This is a genomic window from Micromonospora sp. ATA51, from assembly GCF_016802855.1.
GTDB lineage: Bacteria > Actinomycetota > Actinomycetes > Mycobacteriales > Micromonosporaceae > Micromonospora > Micromonospora sicca.
Genome location: NZ_JAEVHJ010000040.1, coordinates 15,951 through 32,403 on the forward strand (window position 1 = coordinate 15,951; position 16,453 = coordinate 32,403).

Below are 16,453 nucleotides of genomic sequence, written 5' to 3' on the forward strand. Positions count from 1 at the left end.
TGGGCTCCGGGGATCAGTAGGCGAAGGCGAGCGGACGCTCGGCGTCGTCGGTGGTGTCGTCGACGGGCGCCGGGGTGAGGTCGGGTACGCCGGCCCTGGCGTAGCGGACCAGCAGCTTGAACTCGATCACGGCGAGGGTGGCGTAGATCAGGGTGAAGGCGGTGAAGGAGGTGAGGACCTCGGTCAGCGAGACGCTGCGGGACACGCCGTTGCGGGTGAGCATCTCGCCGAAGACGATCCACGGCTGGCGGCCCATCTCGGTGAAGATCCAGCCGAAGGAGTTGGCCAGCAGCGGCAGCACGGGCATCACCAGGCCGGCGCGCAGCAGCCACCTGCTGGTGGGGGTGCGTCCCTTGCGCTGGCTCCAGAGCACCAGCAGGGCGATCGCGGCGGCGGCCATCCCGAAGGTGATCATGAAGCGGAAGCTCCAGTAGGTGACCGGGATGATCGGGGTGTAGCTGCCGGCGCCGTACTGGCTGGCGTACTGGGCCTGCAGGTCGTCGATGCCGTGGACGGTGCCGTTGGGGTCGCCGGTGCCGAGGTACGACAGCAGGTACGGGATCTTGATGGCGAAGACCTCGCGGCTGCCGTCGAGGCTGCCGACGGTGAGCACGGAGAACGAGGCGGGGCTCTCGGTGGTGTAGAGGCCCTCGGCGGCGGCCATCTTCATCGGCTGCACCTCGGTCATGATCTTGCCCTGGATGTCGCCGGTGAACAGCACCAGCGCCGAGGAGACCAGCACCACCCAGGAGCCGAACTTGGTGGCGAAGCGGTAGGCGCCGGTGTCCGCGCTGTCCCGGTTGCGGATCACGTGCCACAGGCCGACGGCGACGATCAGTGACCCGGCGACCAGGAACGAGCCGGCCAGGGTGTGCGGGAAGGTGATCAGCGCGACCTTGTTGGTCAGCACGGCCGGGAAGTCGGTCAGCTCCGCGCGGCCGGTGTCCGGGTTGATCCGGTAGCCGACCGGGTTCTGCATGAACGAGTTCGCGGCGAGGATGAAGTACGCGCTGAGGTTGGTGCCGATCGCGGCGACCCAGATGCTGGCCAGGTGCGCCCGCTTGGGCAGCCGGTCCCAGCCGAAGATCCACAGGCCGATGAAGGTGGATTCGAGGAAGAACGCGACCAGGGCCTCGATGGCCAGCGGGGCGCCGAAGATGTCGCCGACGAAGCGCGAGTAGTCGCTCCAGTTCATGCCGAACTGGAACTCCTGCACGATGCCGGTGACCACACCCATCGCGAAGTTGATCAGGAACAGCTTGCCGTAGAACTTGGTGAGCTTGAGGTACCGCTCGTCGCCGGTGCGGTGCCACAGGGTCTGGAGGATGGCCACCAGGACCGACAGCCCGATGGTCAACGGCACGAAGAGAAAGTGGTAGACGGTGGTGACACCGAACTGCCAGCGGGCGACGTCCAACGCGTCCACCTGAAACCCCCAGCTGCGCATACTACGATACGTAGTAAATACTACCGGGCGTCGTAGAGAATTGGGCAGGGCCGGGGGTCCCGACCCCACCCGGGACCAATGACCCTGATCACCTCTGCCGGCCGGCCACCGGGATCGGGTCCCCCGCTCACCCCGACGCGTGCGACCATCCAGCACTGATGAACACCCCGACCCCGTGGCGACCGCCGCTGCTCTGGCGCGCCGCCCAACTGCTCGCCCGCGCCATCGTCGGCGCGCTGGCCCACCTCGAGGTCACCGGCGACGTGCCGGCCGAACTGCGCCGAGGGCCGCTGATCCTGGCCGCCAACCACATCAGCCCGTTCGACCCGGTGGTCCTCGCGGCCGCCTGCCGCGCCCGGGGCGTCGCCCCGCGGATCATGGCCACCGCGGGGCTGTTCCGCACCCCGGTCATCGGGTCGCTGATGCGCCGGGCCGGACACATCCGCGTCGAGCGGGGCAGCGCCTCCGTCCACCAGGCCCTCGACACCGCCGTGGCGGCCGTCGCCGGCGGCTCGTTGATCCTGCTCTACCCCGAGGGGCGGATCGGACTGGACCCGGGCATGTGGCCCGAACGCGGCAAGACCGGCGCCGCCCGGCTCGCCCTGGCCAGCGGCGCCCCCGTCATCCCCGTCGCCCAGTGGGGCTCCCACGAGGTGCTGCCGTACCGCGCGCCCAAGGGGGCGCTGCGCGGCCTCGCCCGGGCCCTGCTGCGCCGGCCGACGATCCGGGTGCACTTCGGCGCCCCGGTGGTGCTGCCCGACCTGCCCCCCGGCGCCCCGGGGGCGGCCCGGCGGGCCACCGACCGGATCATCGACGCGATCACCGACGACCTGGGGCCGCTGCGCCCCGACGAGCCGGACCGCCCCCGGCACGTCGACCCCGGCCGCCCCAGCGAGACCACCCGATCGCACCGGCGGCACACGGCCGGCTGATTTGCCTTCGAGTCAACGCGAAGGGTGAGACTCTTCGGGCCGGGACACCACGTCCCGCGGAGGAGGCAGCCATGAGCGCACCGACCGCGCTGATCACCGGCACGTCCAGCGGCATCGGCCTGGAGATCGCCGTGGGCGCGGCCCGGGCCGGCTGGCGGGCCGTGGCCACCATGCGCGACGTGTCGCGCGCTGACGCGCTGCGCCGCGCCGCCGACGCCGCCGGGGTCGCCGACCTGGTCGAGGTACGCCGGCTCGACGTCGTCGACCCGGCCTCGGTGACCGCCTGCGTGGCCGGCGTGATCGCCGACCACGGGCGCCTCGACGCGGTGGTCAACAACGCCGGCGCCGGGCACGTGGGCACCCTGGAGCAGGAGACCGTCGACGACGTACGGGCCGTCATGGAGGTCAACTTCTTCGGCGTCCTGCACGTCAGCCGGGCCGCGCTGCCGCACCTGCGTGCCAGTCGGGGACGGCTCGTCACGGTCACCAGCGTCGGCGGAGTGGTCGGGCAGCCGTTCAACGAGGCGTACTGCGCGGCGAAGTTCGCCGTCGAGGGCTTCATGGAGGCCCTCGCCCCGGTCGCCGCGACCGTCGGCGTCCTCGTCACCGTGGTCGAGCCCGGCGCGGTGGCCAGCGAGTTCGTCGCCAACGTCGGCGTCGACCGGGACGCGCCGTCGACGCAGGCCGGGGTGTACGCGCGGCGCTGCGGGCGTACCTGGACCGCACCGCCGGCGCGTTCGCGGCCGCCCAGTCCCCGGCGGACGCCGCCGCGGCGGTGGTCGCCACCCTGACCGACCCGGAGCCGGCGCCGCGCGTGCAGACCTCCACCACCGCCCGGCAGTTCGTCGGGGCGAAACTCGCCGACCTCGACGGCCGCGCCGTCGCCACGATCACCGCCGGCTGGCTGGCCTGATCAACCTCGGTGCGACGGCGCCCCGGCCAGCCGGGCGTCCAGCGCGTCGAGGTCCGGGACGAACCAGACGTGCTCGGCCCGGTTGGACTCGTGGACCAGGGCGCGCAGGGCCGCGCTGGCCGCGAGGTGCCGCGAGATGTCACCGACGACGGCCAGCCGCAGCCGGTAGTTGACGAACTTCTGCATGATCTCCCCGGCGAAGCGGGTGCCCAGGGCGAAGAAGTCCGGGTCGAGCCGGCTCGCCGGCACGGCCACCACCTCGGCGCCGAGGAACGCCGCGCCGATCAGGTCCAACGCGTCCGCCACGGTGGCCACCGGCGGGCCGGCCGGGTCGCACACCAGCACCGGCACCCCCATCCGCTGCTGCACCACGTCAGGCATGGGCGGCCTCCCCGGCGAGCAGGCCGTTGTCGCCGACGAGGACGGCGTCGAGCAGGTGCAGTACGTCGGCGGTGGCCGCGGCGCCACCCAGGATGACGATCTTCATGCGCCGGCGCTCCTCGTCGTGGACGGTCTGGACGCGCAGGGGGTGCGCGGGGTCGTGGACGGTGTTCACCCCGGCCAGGACGAGGGTGCCCAGCCGTTCGGCCGCGGCCCGGTCGACGCCGTCGACCTGCACGATGCTCGACACCTCCACCGCGGGAACCGCGGCGGGCCGGGCCGCCGGCGGCCGGCCGGTCAGCGCGTCGAGGTCGGCGCGGGCGATCCGGTACTGCTTGCCGATCCGCACCGCCCGGAGCCGGCCGGCGCGGATGTAGCCGCGCACGGTGCGCGGGTGCAGGCCGAGCCGCTCGGCCACCTGCTCCACCGAGTACATATCTTCACTCATCAGGCCGCATCATAGGTGGGATAGGTAACGATAGGGAGCGGGGGTTGTCCGTCGCGTCGCGCTTCCGGCCCGAGGTGATCGCCGGCCGGTCACCCGGGCGCCACCACGGGCGGTCATACTGCCGGGCGTGCAGCCCCGCTCCGGCTACCTCGACGCCCCCGCGCCCCTGGCGTTCGCCCACCGCGGCGCGCGGCCGACGGCGACGAGAACACCGCCGCCGCGTTCGCCCGCGCCATCGCCCTGGGCTACCGGTACGTCGAAACCGACGTGCACGCCACCGCCGACGGCGTGGCGGTGGTCTTCCACGACGCCACCCTGCGCCGGCTCACCGGCGAGCCGGGGCGCATCGCCGACCTGCGCTGGGCCGACCTGGCCTCGGTACGCGTCGGCGGCGCCGCCGTGGTGCCCCGCCTCGACGAGGTCCTCGGCGCCTGGCCGGAGATCCGCTTCAACATCGACGTCAAGGCCGACGGCGGCGTCGAACCCACCGTCGCCACCGTCACCCGGACCGGCGCCGGCGAGCGGGTGCTGCTGGCCTCCTTCAGCGACGCCCGGCTGACCCGGCTGCGCGCCCTGGCCGGGCCGAAGGTCGCCACCAGCCTCGGCATGCGCGGCGTGGCCCGGCTGCGGATGGCCTCCCTGCACGGACGGTCGCTGCGGCTGCCGCCGTCCGTGGTCGCCGCCCAGGTCCCGGTCCGCTACGGGCGCATCCCCGTGGTCGACCGGCGATTCCTGGCGTACTGCCACCGGATCGGGTTGCAGGTGCACGTCTGGACGATCGACGAACCTGACGAGATGCACGACTTACTTGATCTCGGCGTGGATGGCATCATGACCGATCACGTCGGCGTGCTGCGCGACGTCTACCGCAGCCGCGGCCACTGGGCCGCCTGAACTCACGAGGACCCCGATGGCCGAGACGGTCAGCCCGACCCTGCACGAGCCCCCGTCGAGCACCCGCCGGGAACGGCGCGGCTGGTACCTCTACGACTGGGCCAACTCGGCCTTCCAGACCACGGTCATCACCGTCTTCCTCGGCCCGTTCCTCACCACCGTCACCGAACTGGCCGCCGGCTGTGAACTCGGCGCGGACAGCTGCGAGGGGTACGTGCACCCGCTCGGCATCCGGGTCGCCGCCGGCTCCTACTACCCGTACCTGATCTCGCTGTCGGTCTTCCTCACCGTGTTCGTGCTGCCGGTGATGGGCGCGATCGCCGACCGGTCGATGCACAAGAAGCGGCTGCTGGCCATCGCCGCGTTCACCGGCGCCGGCGCCACCACCGCCTTCGCCTTCGTCGCCGGCGAGCGCTACCTGCTCGGCGGGGCGCTGTTCCTGGTCGCGAACATCTCCTTCGGCGCGGCCGTGGTCGTCTACAACTCGTTCCTGCCGCAGCTCGGCGGGCCCGACGAACGCGATGGCATCTCCAGCCGCGGTTGGGCCATCGGCTACCTCGGTGGCGGCCTGCTGCTCGCGCTGAACCTGGTCGCGGTGACGATGCTCAGCGAGGAGGGCAACCCGCAGCGCACCCTCGACCTGGCCCGCTGGTCGATCGTGTCCGCGGGCGTGTGGTGGGCGGCGTTCACCCTGGTGCCGCTGCGTTGGCTGCGCGAACATCCCGCCGCCGCCGCGGCGGCCCGGGTCGGCGGCGGCAACGTGCTCACCGACGGGTTCCGGCAGCTCGGCCACACCCTGCGGAACATCAAGGCGTACCCGCTGACGCTGTTCTTCCTGCTCGCCTTCCTGGTCTACAACGACGGCATCCAGACCGTGATCACCCTGGCCAGCCAGTACGGCACCAAGGAGCTGCGGCTGGGGCAGAGCACGCTGATCACGACGATCCTGCTGGTGCAGTTCCTCGCCTTCGGCGGTGCGCTGGCGCTCGGCGCGCTCGCCGGGCGGATCGGCGCGTGGAAGACCGTGCTGATCAGCCTGGTGCTCTGGACCGGTGTGATCATCGCCGCGTTCCGGCTGCCCGCCGAGGCGCCGCTGCCGTTCATGGTCCTCGGCGGGGCGATCGGCCTGGTCCTGGGCGGCAGCCAGGCGCTGAGCCGGTCGCTGTTCAGCCAGCTCATCCCCGCCGGCAAGGAGGGCGAGTACTACGGCTTCTACGAGATCAGCGACAAGGGCACCAGCTGGCTCGGGCCGCTCGCCTTCGGCCTGGTGTTCCAGCTCACCGCCTCCTACCGGGTGGGCCTGGTCTCACTGCTGATCTTCTTCGTGGTCGGGTTCGCGCTGCTGGCCGCCGTGCCGATCCGGCGGGCGATCGTCGCTGCGGGCAACACCCCGCCCCGGGTGCTGTAGCGACCGCCGCGCACCGTCCTGATCGGCGCGGATCGATCGACTAGGCTGCCCCGACGTGACCGAAGCCGCTGCCGCCCCGATCTGCCTGGCCCGGCCCCTCCCCGGACCGGACGACACCCGCACCGGCTGCGCCGCCGCCCGCGGCGTCGACGGGCGGCCGCTGCACGCCGCCGCGCTGAAGTTCTTCTGGGGGCCGATGGACTGCGGCAAGTCCACCATGGCCCTGCAGATGAACTACAACCACGCCCGGCAGGGCCGGCGCGGGCTGGTCACCACCCGCATCGACCGGTCACTCGGCCCGCAGGTCACCACCCGCATCGGCCTGGCCCACTCCGCCATCGAGGTCAACGACGCCCTCGACCTGCGCGACCTGGTCCGCGACGCCTGGGCCGAGGGGGTACGCGTGGACTACCTGATCTGCGACGAGGCCTCCTTCTACAACCTGGAGCACGTCGAGCAGATGGCCGAACTGGTCGACAACTTCGACGTCGACGTGTACGCCTTCGGCCTGGCCACCGACTTCCGCTCCTGCCTGTTCCCGGCCGCGCAGCGACTGTTCGAGCTCGCCGACGAGGTGGCCCGCATCCAGGTCGAGGTGCTCTGCTGGTGCGGCCGGGAAGGGCTGCTCAACGCCCGGGTGGTCGACGGGCGGGTGGTCCGCGAGGGCGAGCAGGTCGTCATCGGCGACACCATGGACAGCGCCGACGTGCGCTACCAGGTGCTCTGCCGCCGCCACTACCGCTCCGGCGACCTCGGCCCGCGCGGCTGAGACGTCAGAACGGGTCCCCGCAGACCCGCCACTTCCCGTTCTCCTGGATCACGGGGAGCTTGCGCTCCTCGCTGGCCCCCCCGTCGCGGGTCACCCGCACCGTCACCGTGGCACGCGGCGCCCGCGCAGGGTGGAGATCGACAGGTCGGTTATCTCGTAGCCGCTGACCTGCGGCGGGGTCCGCACCCAACTGCCGAAACCGACCGCGCTCCACCGGCTGCGGGTGTCCTTGCACAACCGCTCGTACGCCTTGTCGGTGTCGCCGGCGGACACCTCGTGGAAGAACCCGTCGGCCGTCTCCCGCACCGGCCCGGTGGCCTGCATCACCACCTGCACGTTCCACACGGCGAGGCCGGCCACCCCGATCAGGCACAGGCCCACCCCGAAGCCGCCCAGGACCAAGCCGGTCCGCACCGGTCGGCGCCCCCGGGCCGGCCTGCTCCACGTCTCCCTGCTGCCCATCAGCTTCGACCGTAAGCGCCCGATACGTCCCCGCGCAGGAACTCCGCCCGTGTCACGCCGGCCACGGCATCGTCTACCGTCGGCGCGACGCAGACCGAGGCGGCCGCCCGGCTGTGGGCGCGGCGCGGCGCCGGCGCGGGGACATCGCCGCCGACGCGCACCGGCACCGGGAACTGCTCTGCTGAGAACGGCCCGCCGTACCTGCCACAAGGTGTCAGGTACGGCGGGGAGACTGGCCGGCATGACAGTGACCGCCGACCTCGCCATGGTCAACCTCGACAGCTCCGACCCGGCCGCCCACGCCGGGTTCTACTCCCGCGTGCTGGGCTGGGAGATCACCCACAGCCAGGCCGAATACGCCATGATCAGCAAGGACGGGGTCTCGATCGGGTTCGGGCTGGTGCCCGGCTACGCGCCGCCCGCCTGGCCCGACGAGACCGCCGGCAAGCGCTACCACCTCGACCTCTACGTCGACGACCTCACGGTGGCGGAGAAGGAGTTCGTGGCGGCCGGCGCGGCGAAGCCGGAGTTCCAGCCCGGCGGCGAACGCTGGGTGGTGCTGATCGACCCGATCGGCCAGCCGTTCTGCATCTGCCCCCGCCCGCAGGGCTGAGCACCGCGCCTCGCCGGGCGGCCGTGCGCCGCCCGGCGGGCCGGTGGCCGGGTCGTCAGCGGAAGGCGTCGACGCTGCCCAGCGCCCACTCGGCGAAGGGGCGCGGCGGGCGGCCGAGGACCCGCTCGACGTCGGGGCTCACCCGCTGCTCGGCCGGCGAGGGAGTGCCCAGGATGCCGAGGGTCGCCGCCACGACGGGTTCGGGCATGAAGCGCAGCAGCTGCGCCCGGGCCTGCGCGGCGGTCTGCTCGACGAAGCGCACCGGCTCGTCCAGCGCCCGCCCGATCGCCGCCGCCTGCTGCCGCGGCGAGATCGGCTCCGGCCCGGTCAGCTCGTACGTCGCACCGGCGTGGCCGGGCTCCCGCAGCGCGACGGCGGCGACCGCCGCGATGTCGGCCGGGTCGACGGTCGGCAGCGCAACGTCGCCGAACGGTGCGGCGACCAGCCGCTGCGCCCGGACCGTCCCGGCCCACTGCAGCGCGTTGGAGTGGAACCCGCCGGGGCGCAGCACCGTCCAGTCCAGACCGGACCCGGTCACCGCCTCCTCCGGTCCGGCGGGGTGCCGCCCGGTCGCGACGCCCTGCGAGGACAGCAGGACGACCCGCCGTACGCCGGCGTCCCGGGCGGCGTCGAGGATGCCGCCGAGGTCGGCGCCGCCGGCCAGCAGGTCACCGGTGAGCAGCAGGAACAGCGCCTCCGCGCCGTCGAGCGTCGCCTTCAGGCCCGGCGGGTGGGCCAGGTCGGCCGTCACCGGGCGCACCCGTTCTGGTACGTCCGCCGCAGACACCTGCCGCGACACGGCCGTCACCTGCTCGCCGGCCGCCGCCAGCGCCCGCACCAGCGGCCGTCCCACGTTCCCCGTCGCTCCCGTCACCACGATCATGACAATTCCTCCCAGTTCGCTGTGGACTGAGAGGACGGTACCTTCCTGCGTATAGTAGGTACCTAGAGGAAAGTAATGGCCCGAGGGAGTGAATGTGACCAGCACCACCCCGGCGTCCCGAGTGGACGTCGACCCGGAGCAGGCCTGCCCGATCGCCCCGGTGGTCGACATCGTGTTCAGCCGCTGGACCACGCCCATCCTCTGGGCGCTGCACGAGTACGGCCGGCAGCGGTTCGTCGAGCTGGACCGCCGCCTCGGCACCATCACCCCGAAGGTGCTCACCCAGCGGCTGCGGCAACTGGAACGCGACGGCCTTGTCGTGCGCACCTACCACCCGGAGGTCCCGCCCCGGGTGGAGTACGAGATCAGCGACCTGGGGCGCAGCCTCGCGCCGCTGTTCGCCACGCTCGCCGAGTGGTCCACCGCCAACCTCGACAGGGTCGACCGGGCCCGAGACGACTACGACGCCCGCGAGCGGCCCGGCGCCCGCCGGCTCTGATCGCCGTCGGGCTCGACCGGTCAGCGTAGCGGCCCGCGCGCCACCGCCGCCCGCATCATTTCCGGGTCGCCGGCTGGGATGAACTCCAGCCACCAGGTCGCCCCTGCCGCCGCCAACTCGCCCACGTACGCCCGCTCGGCGTGCTCGTCCGGCCGGCGACGGCGGCCGCCGACCGCCACGTCGAACGGCTCCCCGTCGGCGCGGGTTGCCGGCAGCGCGCCCACCAGGTCGTGCACCTCGTCCGGGCTGAAGTCCGACCAGCCGTCGGTGTCGGCGAGCTTGTACGGCACGATCCCGTCGGCGCGCGCGGCGCGGCGCAGCACCGCCTTCGCCTGGGTGCTGCCACCCACCCAGACCGGTACCCGGGGCGTCTGCACCGCGCCGGCCGGAGCGTCACCCCGTCGGCCCGGTAGTGGGTGCCCTGGTGTGTGACCCGCTCGCCGCCGACCAGACCGACCAGCAGGTCGAGACCCTCGTCGAGCATCGCCGCCCGGGTCTTCAGGTCGGTCTGCTCCCCGAACCCCGCGACGCCGCGATCCTTCGGGTCGCCCACGCCGACCGCGACGGTGGCGCGGCCGGCGGAGAGATGATCCAGGGTCAACACCTCCCGGGCCAGCTTCGCCGGACGTCGGCGCGGCAACGAGGTCACCGTGGTGCCGAGCCGGATGCGGCTGGTGCGCCCGGCGATCGCGGCCAGCAGCAGCCACGGGTCGTACGTGGGCGGGTCGTCACCGTCGTAGTAGATGAGGTAGTCCTCGAAGAACACCCCGTCCCAGCCGGCCCGCTCGGCCAGTTCCCCCAACTCGACCAGGAGGGACGCCGTCACCGACGGTCCGCCGCAGCAGATCTCCAGTCCGTGTCGCATTGCCGCACCGTAATCCGCAGATGTGACGGTCAGGCCGGGGACATCACCTCGTACAGGTTGCCGGAGTCGTCGCGGAAGAAGAGCCCGCGGGCGCACAGTGGATGGTCCACGCGCCCGTTGTCGGGCGTACGCGGGTCGTTGCCGTACGGCACGCCGCCGTCGCGCAACCGGGTCAGGATCGCGTCGAAGGTGTCCGGGTCCACGTCGAAGGCGAGGTGATGCCCCTCCGGGGCGGGCACGCTGACGAAGTCGAGGGTGAGCTGGTCGTTGACGCGTACCGGGGCGAAGTGGCCGTCGCGGCCGGCCGGCGGCAGGATCGGTAGGCCCATCACGTCGGCGAAGAACCGGGCCGCCGCCCGGTGGTCGACCGCGGGGACGATCGTGTGGTTGAGCGTGACGGTCATCGGTCCGCCCCGGGCAGCGGATCGCGGCTCAGCGCGCCGTGCAGGAACAGGTCGACCAGCTCGGCCGGGGTCGGCGCGGCGAGGGCGAGTGGCGGGCGGGCCGGCAGCAGCAGGGCGAGGAACAGCCCGGCCAGCCGGTCGGCGGGCAGCCGCAGCCGGTCCCGTTCGGGGGCGAACAGGGCGGCGACGGCCTCCCGGACGGCCAGGGCCGACTCCTCGCGCGCGACGCGGACGGTCGGTCGGCCCCGACCGGTTTGGGCCGCGCCGGCGTCGGGCCGGGCCCATCCGGAGCCGGCCCCCCGTTCGGCGTCGGCCGCCGTCTGCTCGCCGGGGCGGCCCGCCCGGGTCGTCCGGCCGCGTGCAGGGCGCCGAGCACGGCGCCGAGGCGGTCGAAATGGGCGAGCAGCGCGCTCGCCGCGTCGGAGAGCCGGTCACCGAGCGGCTGCGTCAGCGGAATCGCGGCCAGTTCGTCGAGCACCGTGTCGGGGCGCAGCACCTCGACCACGCAGGCGTCGAGCAGGGCCTCCTTGTCGGCGAAGGCGCGGAAGACGGTCGCCTCGCCGATGCCGGCCGCCCGGGCGACCTGAGCGGTGGTGAGCGTCGCGCCGTGCGTGGCCAGCAGCGGCAGGGCCGCCTGCACGATCATCGCGCGCCGCCGGTCGGGTGTCATTCCCGGCGCGCGGCGCCGGCGATCAGTGGTGTCGGTCATGCCACCCACTGTGCGGAGTGACCACTCACTCCGGCAAGGGAATTACCGGGTTCAGCCGCGCCGGCGGGCGCGCGCGGCCCAGATGACGTACGCCGGGTCGCGGTCGAGGTTGTGCCGGTCCCGGTCGTACCGGCGGGTGGTGCGGGGGTCCGCGTGACCCATCGCGTCCTGCACGTCCTCCAGCGGCACCCCCTCCGCGCGGGCGGTGGTGGCGAACGCGTGCCGCAGCGAGTGCGGCGACAGCTTCGCCCAGGCCGGGATCCCCGCCGCCCGGGCGAGCCGGCGCACCAGCCGGAACACCGAGTGCCGGTCCAGCCGGCCGCCGGTCGCGGTGACCAGCAGCGGGCCGGTCAGCTCCGGCACGGTCACCCCCTGCGCGGCGGCCCGGGCGGCCAGGTAGGCGTCCAGCGCGTACGCGGTGCCGGGGGTCAGCGCGCGCCGGCGGACCTTGCCGCCCTTGCCGACGAACCGCACGCTGCGGTGTCCCCGCTCGGCGCCCAGGTCGGCCAGGTCGAGCGAGATCAGCTCGCCGACCCGCAGCCCCAGGTCGGCCAGGAGCGCGATGGCGGCCCGGTTGCGGGCGGCGGTCGAGCCGGTGTCCGCCTCGGCGGCGGCGAGCAGGGCGTCGACCTCCTCCGGCGTGAGGCCGACCGTGGCCGAGTGGTCCCGGTCGATGCGTGGCCGGTCCGCCCCGGAGACCGGGTTGGCGTCGACGGCGCGCAGCTTGACCAGGAAGTCGTACCAGCTGGACAGCGCGGACAGTCGGCGGGCGACGGTGGCCGGGGTGAGCGGCCGGCCGCTGCGGACCCCCAGCGTGGACTCCAGTTCGCGGCCGTAGGCGTTGACGTCGAGGAAGTTGGCCCGCAGCGGGTCCAGGCCGCGCCCGGCGCACCAGGTCAGCCAGCCGGTGACGTCCCGCCGGTACGCGTCGCGGGTGTGCTCCGACAGCCGCCGGTTGCGCAGCCACGCCTCGGTGAAATCGGTCGGCCCGCCGGGCAGGGCGGACCGCACCGACCCGCGGGGCAGGACGTCGGGGCGCAGCATGTGAGAAAGGCTCTCAGCCTTCGCCGCGAATGGCGACGAGGCGCGCCCGGCGAGAATCCGGCAAAGGTCACAGTCCCCGAGCGATCTTCCGTCCCGGCGTCGGCACCGGTCGGAGCCGGCGTTACGGTCGGCCGGTGCGTGCCAGCCGGTTGGTCTCCCTGCTGCTGCTCCTGCAGACCCGGGGGCGGATGACCGCCCAGGAGCTCGCCGACGCCCTGGAGGTGTCGGTGCGGACCGTCTACCGCGACGTCGAGTCGCTCGGCGCCGCCGGGGTGCCGGTGTACGCCGACCGCGGTCCGGCCGGCGGGTACCGGCTGCTGGAGGGGTACCGGACCCGGCTGACCGGGTTGACCGCGCCGGAGGCCGAGGCGCTCTTCCTGGCCGGCATGCCCGGTCCGGCCGCCGACCTCGGCCTCGGCCCGGTGCTCGCGGCGGCGGAGTTGAAGCTGCTCGCCGCGCTCCCCGACGAACTGGCCGATCGGGGCGGCCGGGCCCGGCAGCGGTTCCACCTGGACGCGCCGGGCTGGTTCCGGAACCCGGAGCCCATTCCGCACCTGACGGGGCTGGCCCGCGCGGTGTGGGAGGACCGGCTGGTCGAGGTCCGTTACCGCCGGTGGAAGGCCCCGCGGGAGGTGACCCGGGTGCTCGCCCCGCTGGGCGTGGTGCTCAAGGCCGGCCGCTGGTACCTGGTGGCCCGCTCGGGCGAGCAGGTACGCACCTACCGGGTCGGCGCGGTCCTCGACCTGGTGGTGCTGGACGAGGGGTTCGACCGGCCGGCCGACTTCGACCTGGCCGGCTTCTGGCGGGAGTGGACCGATCGGTACGAGCGCGGCGTCTATCGCGACGAGGCCCGGGTGCGGATGACGGTGGCCGCGCTGGAGTTCATGGCGTACGTCTTCCCGCCGGAGATGAGCCGGGCCGCCCGCGCCGCAGCCGGTGCGCCCGACGAGTCCGGCTGGCTGGAGACCACCGTGCCGATCGAGTCGGTCAGGCACGGGCACGTGGAGCTGCTCAAGCTGGGCGCCGAGGTGGAGGTGCTCGCCCCGGCGGAGCTGCGGGAGCGGTTCAGCGCCACCGCGCACGCCCTCGCCGGGCTGTATCCGCCGCCTGCCGACCGGCGGGAGCGCCCGGGTCGGACGCCCCCGCCGGTCCGACGGTCAGGCGTTGATCTCCTTGCGCCCGTTGCCGTTCGCCGGCGCGGTGATGCTGATCCGGCGCGGCTTGGCGCGCTCGGATCGGGATGCGCAGGGTCAGCACCCCGTTCTCGTAGCCCGCCTCCAGCTTGTCGGTGTCGAGGGTGTCACCGAGGAACAGCTGACGGGTGAAGGTGCCCATCGGCCGCTCGGCGGCGACGAGTTCGACCTTGTCCCCGGTGGGGCGGCGCCGCTCGGCGCGGACGGTCAGCACGTTGCGCTCCACAGTGCAGTCGATGCTGTCCGGGTCGACGCCGGGCAGGTCGAAGGCGGCGTAGAACCACTCGCCGTCGCGGTAGGCGTCGAGGTTCATGACCGCCGGTCGGGCGGTGGTGCCGAAGAACTGCTCGGCGAGCCGGTCGATCTCACGGAACGGGTCGGTACGCATCAGCATGGTCGTGCCTCCTCGGTTCTCCTGGCCGAAGGTGTCAAGTTGAGTCTTGGTGACTCAAGTCCTCAGTTATTTATGTAGCGCGCCGGGTCGGTGTCGTCAACTCCGGCCGGTAGCGCCTTCTCGAACCAGTGCTCGGCGTACCTGCCGTTGTTGTAGGCGGGGATTTCGACGTACCCGTGGCGGGCGTACAGGGTGCGGGCCTCGACCGGGTCGGATCGGGTGGCCCAGCCGAGCCGCCACCGTAGGCCCGCGCAGCCGGCCAGTTCCCCGTCGTGGTGGGCCAGCAGGAGCAGCCCGGTCGGTGGCGTCAGGTCGTCGCTCGGGGACTCGGCCAGGGCCGCGTCCACCTCGCCCGGTCGCTCGGGGCGCCGGTGGTAGCGGCGGACCATCTCCGTCAGGTACTCCCGCAGCAGGATCGCCGCCTCGGGCTCGTCCGGGTGGGTGGGGCTCGTCGTCCAGGTCGTCACCGCCCGATCCTCACCGGGCAATCATCGGCTTTTCCGTCTCCGCCGGACCGTGGCCGATCAGGTGCCGGCCCGCGGCCGGGTGGTGGCGGCGTTCAGCGGGCGGGTCCGTCGGCGACCAGGACGACGCGGCGCAGCAGGTCCGACAGCAGCCGGCGTTCGTCCGGTTCCAGCGCGCCGAGCAGGCGGTGCTCCTCGCCGCCCACGACGTCCATCGCGCGCAGCCAGGCGGCCCGGCCGGCGTCGGTCAGCTCCACGTCGACCCGCCGCCGGTCGACGGCGGAGGGGATCCGGCGGACGAAGTCCCGCCGCAGCAGCCCGTCCACCCGAGCGGTGATCGAGGCGGGAGCCATGCCGAGGTCCGCGGCGATCTCCGACGGCGCCGCCCGACCGCCGCGCCCGGCCAGGGCGTGCAGCGTGCCGAACTCCTTCTCCTGCAGGTCGAGGTCCGCCAACGCCTGTTCCTTGACCGCACGCAGGCGCCGGGTGAGGAACTGCATCCGGGTGACGGCGCCCTCGACGTCCGGGTCCAGGTCGGGCAGCACGGGCAGCCAACGCCGTACGTGCAGGTCTGCGCGGTCGGTCACGGCACCAGCATACGTCGACACCAAAATATTCGTTGACGAAATGTTTGATGTCGAACTACCTTGCGGGGGTGACCCATCCCCTCCGGCTCCGCTCTTTCCGGCTGCTCTTCCTCGGCCGCACCGTCTCGGCCGTCGGCGACGCGGTGGTGCCCACCGCGCTGGCCCTCGCCGTGCTCCGCGCCACCGGCTCCACCGCGGCGCTGGCCCTCGTCCTCGGCTGCGCGATGCTCCCCCGGCTGCTCCTGCTGCCCCTCGGCGGCGTGGTGGCCGACCGCTTCGACGCCCGGCGCGTCGCCATCGGCACCGACCTGGCGCGCTGCGTCGCCCAACTGGTCGTCGGCGCCGAACTGCTCGGCGGCACCCCGTCGCTGACCCACATCGCGGTGGCCGCCGCGCTCGGCGGCGTGGCCTCCGCCTTCGCCATGCCCACCGCGTCACCGCTGGTCGCCGGCACCGTCGAGCCCGACGCCCGGCAGCGCGCCAACGCGCTGATGGGCGTGACCGCCAACGCCAGCCGACTGCTCGGCCCCGCCCTGGCCGGGCTGCTGATCTGGACCGCCGGCCCCGGCTGGGCGTTCGTCCTGGACGCCCTCTCGTTCGCCCTCAGCGCGCTGCTGCTGTCGGTCATCCGCGTCCGCCACGTTCCCGTGCCCCGCCGGTCCATCCGGACCGACCTGGCGCTCGGCTGGCGGGAGGTGCGCTCCCGCGACTGGTTCTGGAGCAGCCTGCTCGCCCACGGCGTCTGGAACGGCGCCGCCGCGGTGCTGCTCACCCTCGGGCCGGTGATCGCGGTGGACCGCCTCGGCGGGGAGGGCGTCTGGGTGCTGCTGCAGCAGGGCGGCGCCGTCGGCATGCTCGCCGGATCGCTGCTGGCCGCCCGAGCCCGACCGCGCCGACCCGTACTGGTGGCCAACCTGGGCCTCGCCACGTACGCGGCGCCGCTGCTCCTGCTGGCCGTCGCCGCGCCCGCCGGCGCGGTCATCGCCGCCTACTGCCTCGCGCTGGCCGCGCTGGGCTTCCTCAACCCGATCTGGGAGACCGTGGTACCATTGGGCGCGCGCCATGTGGGTGTCGTACGTGGCGGTGTCGCCGAGGGCCCGGGCGAACTGGGCGACGGCGAAGTCGCTCGCCGAGTACTCCAGCG

Annotated in this window: 15 protein-coding genes and 7 pseudogenes; 9 read left to right on the forward strand and 13 right to left on the reverse strand. The window is 73.5% G+C overall.

The genetic code is table 11. From position 1 onward, the window contains the following. Positions 1-13: 13 nt before the first annotated feature. Positions 14-1,426, reverse strand: coding sequence for a cytochrome ubiquinol oxidase subunit I (locus JNW87_RS09680; RefSeq protein WP_238453531.1), 1,413 nt, complete (start codon positions 1,424-1,426; stop codon positions 14-16). A 179-nt stretch (positions 1,427-1,605) separates the two neighbouring features. Between JNW87_RS09680 and JNW87_RS09685 the strand changes: the two genes are divergently transcribed. Beyond that, positions 1,606-2,379 carry a 1-acyl-sn-glycerol-3-phosphate acyltransferase gene (locus JNW87_RS09685; RefSeq protein WP_238453516.1) on the forward strand — a complete coding sequence of 258 codons (774 nt, stop codon included), beginning with the start codon at positions 1,606-1,608 and terminating at the stop codon, positions 2,377-2,379. Positions 2,380-2,450: 71 nt separating this feature from the next. Then, positions 2,451-3,292, forward strand: a pseudogene (locus tag JNW87_RS09690) (SDR family NAD(P)-dependent oxidoreductase). On the opposite strand, the gene JNW87_RS09695 reads toward JNW87_RS09690, so the two are convergent. Together JNW87_RS09695 and JNW87_RS09700 are read right to left on the reverse strand one after the other, a co-directional pair. Next, positions 3,293-3,673 (reverse strand): DUF4180 domain-containing protein, encoded by a 381-nt coding sequence (locus JNW87_RS09695; protein ID WP_238453517.1) that lies wholly within the window; start codon positions 3,671-3,673, stop codon positions 3,293-3,295. Next, positions 3,666-4,121: a helix-turn-helix domain-containing protein gene (locus tag JNW87_RS09700; RefSeq protein ID WP_238453518.1), complete on the reverse strand. Its 456-nt coding sequence runs from the start codon at positions 4,119-4,121 to the stop codon at positions 3,666-3,668. Before JNW87_RS09700 ends, JNW87_RS09695 begins: the two co-directional genes overlap by 8 nt. Positions 4,122-4,248: 127 nt before the next feature. On the opposite strand from JNW87_RS09700, the pseudogene JNW87_RS09705 reads away from it, so the two are divergent. From JNW87_RS09705 to JNW87_RS09715, 3 genes and pseudogenes are all read left to right on the forward strand, one after another. Further along, positions 4,249-5,015: pseudogene (locus tag JNW87_RS09705) on the forward strand (glycerophosphodiester phosphodiesterase). Positions 5,016-5,031: 16 nt separating this feature from the next. Then, positions 5,032-6,423, forward strand: coding sequence for an MFS transporter (locus JNW87_RS09710; RefSeq protein WP_238453519.1), 1,392 nt, complete (start codon positions 5,032-5,034; stop codon positions 6,421-6,423). Between the two features lie 85 nt (positions 6,424-6,508). Continuing rightward, a complete protein-coding gene (locus JNW87_RS09715; RefSeq protein WP_375373486.1) occupies positions 6,509-7,192 on the forward strand; it encodes a thymidine kinase in 684 nt (227 codons plus the stop codon). A gap of 4 nt (positions 7,193-7,196) precedes the next feature. Here the strand turns inward: JNW87_RS09715 and JNW87_RS09720 are convergent. After that, positions 7,197-7,654 (reverse strand): annotated as a pseudogene (locus tag JNW87_RS09720) (hypothetical protein). Positions 7,655-7,895: 241 nt separating this feature from the next. Here JNW87_RS09720 and JNW87_RS09725 point away from each other — a divergent pair. Next, complete coding sequence (locus JNW87_RS09725; protein ID WP_109805678.1) at positions 7,896-8,267, forward strand: VOC family protein; 372 nt, start codon at positions 7,896-7,898, stop codon at positions 8,265-8,267. A 55-nt stretch (positions 8,268-8,322) separates the two neighbouring features. On the opposite strand, the gene JNW87_RS09730 is transcribed toward JNW87_RS09725, so the two are convergent. Beyond that, positions 8,323-9,150 (reverse strand): NAD(P)H-binding protein, encoded by an 828-nt coding sequence (locus JNW87_RS09730; protein WP_238453521.1) that lies wholly within the window; start codon positions 9,148-9,150, stop codon positions 8,323-8,325. Positions 9,151-9,244: 94 nt separating this feature from the next. Here JNW87_RS09730 and JNW87_RS09735 point away from each other — a divergent pair, with 94 nt between their 5' ends. Next, the gene (locus tag JNW87_RS09735; RefSeq protein WP_238453522.1) at positions 9,245-9,649 is read left to right on the forward strand and encodes a helix-turn-helix domain-containing protein; all 405 of its coding nucleotides are present in this window, start codon (positions 9,245-9,247) and stop codon (positions 9,647-9,649) included. 55 nt (positions 9,650-9,704) lie between these two features. Here the strand turns inward: JNW87_RS09735 and JNW87_RS09740 are convergent, their stop codons facing one another. From JNW87_RS09740 to JNW87_RS09755, 4 genes are read right to left on the reverse strand one after another with little or no spacing between them, the layout of a single operon-like run. After that, complete coding sequence (locus JNW87_RS09740; protein ID WP_238453523.1) at positions 9,705-10,514, reverse strand: LLM class flavin-dependent oxidoreductase; 810 nt, start codon at positions 10,512-10,514, stop codon at positions 9,705-9,707. Positions 10,515-10,543: 29 nt separating this feature from the next. Beyond that, complete coding sequence (locus JNW87_RS09745) at positions 10,544-10,918, reverse strand: VOC family protein (RefSeq protein ID WP_238453524.1); 375 nt, start codon at positions 10,916-10,918, stop codon at positions 10,544-10,546. A gap of 28 nt (positions 10,919-10,946) precedes the next feature. Then, entirely contained in the window at positions 10,947-11,627 is a 681-nt protein-coding gene (locus tag JNW87_RS09750; protein WP_238453525.1) for a TetR/AcrR family transcriptional regulator, read from the reverse strand. A 51-nt stretch (positions 11,628-11,678) separates the two neighbouring features. Then, positions 11,679-12,671 carry a tyrosine-type recombinase/integrase gene (locus JNW87_RS09755; RefSeq protein WP_238453526.1) on the reverse strand — a complete coding sequence of 331 codons (993 nt, stop codon included), beginning with the start codon at positions 12,669-12,671 and terminating at the stop codon, positions 11,679-11,681. Between the two features lie 188 nt (positions 12,672-12,859). On the opposite strand from JNW87_RS09755, the pseudogene JNW87_RS09760 reads away from it, so the two are divergent. Continuing rightward, positions 12,860-13,702, forward strand: a pseudogene (locus JNW87_RS09760) (helix-turn-helix transcriptional regulator); the annotation flags it as partial. Positions 13,703-13,828: 126 nt separating this feature from the next. Here the strand turns inward: JNW87_RS09760 and JNW87_RS40510 are convergent. From JNW87_RS40510 to JNW87_RS09775, 3 genes and pseudogenes are all read right to left on the reverse strand, one after another. Further along, a pseudogene (locus JNW87_RS40510) lies at positions 13,829-14,258 on the reverse strand (Hsp20/alpha crystallin family protein). Between the two features lie 62 nt (positions 14,259-14,320). Continuing rightward, entirely contained in the window at positions 14,321-14,725 is a 405-nt protein-coding gene (locus tag JNW87_RS09770) for a GNAT family N-acetyltransferase (RefSeq protein ID WP_238453528.1), read from the reverse strand. A 92-nt stretch (positions 14,726-14,817) separates the two neighbouring features. After that, positions 14,818-15,309, reverse strand: coding sequence for a MarR family transcriptional regulator (locus tag JNW87_RS09775; protein WP_238453529.1), 492 nt, complete (start codon positions 15,307-15,309; stop codon positions 14,818-14,820). Positions 15,310-15,356: 47 nt separating this feature from the next. On the opposite strand from JNW87_RS09775, the pseudogene JNW87_RS09780 reads away from it, so the two are divergent. Beyond that, a pseudogene (locus JNW87_RS09780) lies at positions 15,357-16,325 on the forward strand (MFS transporter); the annotation flags it as partial. A gap of 66 nt (positions 16,326-16,391) precedes the next feature. On the opposite strand, the pseudogene JNW87_RS09785 reads toward JNW87_RS09780, so the two are convergent. After that, a pseudogene (locus JNW87_RS09785) lies at positions 16,392-16,451 on the reverse strand (hypothetical protein); the annotation flags it as partial. Positions 16,452-16,453: the final 2 nt, after the last annotated feature.

Coding starts and splice junctions, on each gene's coding strand:
- JNW87_RS09755 (WP_238453526.1), bottom strand. CDS start 12,671: ATGCTGCGCCCCGACGTCCTGCCCCGCGGGTCGGTGCGGTCCGCCCTG.
- JNW87_RS09685 (WP_238453516.1), top strand. CDS start 1,606: ATGAACACCCCGACCCCGTGGCGACCGCCGCTGCTCTGGCGCGCCGCC.
- JNW87_RS09695 (WP_238453517.1), bottom strand. CDS start 3,673: ATGCCTGACGTGGTGCAGCAGCGGATGGGGGTGCCGGTGCTGGTGTGC.
- JNW87_RS09730 (WP_238453521.1), bottom strand. CDS start 9,150: ATGATCGTGGTGACGGGAGCGACGGGGAACGTGGGACGGCCGCTGGTG.
- JNW87_RS09745 (WP_238453524.1), bottom strand. CDS start 10,918: ATGACCGTCACGCTCAACCACACGATCGTCCCCGCGGTCGACCACCGG.
- JNW87_RS09750 (WP_238453525.1), bottom strand. CDS start 11,627: ATGACCGACACCACTGATCGCCGGCGCCGCGCGCCGGGAATGACACCC.
- JNW87_RS09700 (WP_238453518.1), bottom strand. CDS start 4,121: ATGAGTGAAGATATGTACTCGGTGGAGCAGGTGGCCGAGCGGCTCGGC.
- JNW87_RS09740 (WP_238453523.1), bottom strand. CDS start 10,514: ATGCGACACGGACTGGAGATCTGCTGCGGCGGACCGTCGGTGACGGCG.
- JNW87_RS09710 (WP_238453519.1), top strand. CDS start 5,032: ATGGCCGAGACGGTCAGCCCGACCCTGCACGAGCCCCCGTCGAGCACC.
- JNW87_RS09725 (WP_109805678.1), top strand. CDS start 7,896: ATGACAGTGACCGCCGACCTCGCCATGGTCAACCTCGACAGCTCCGAC.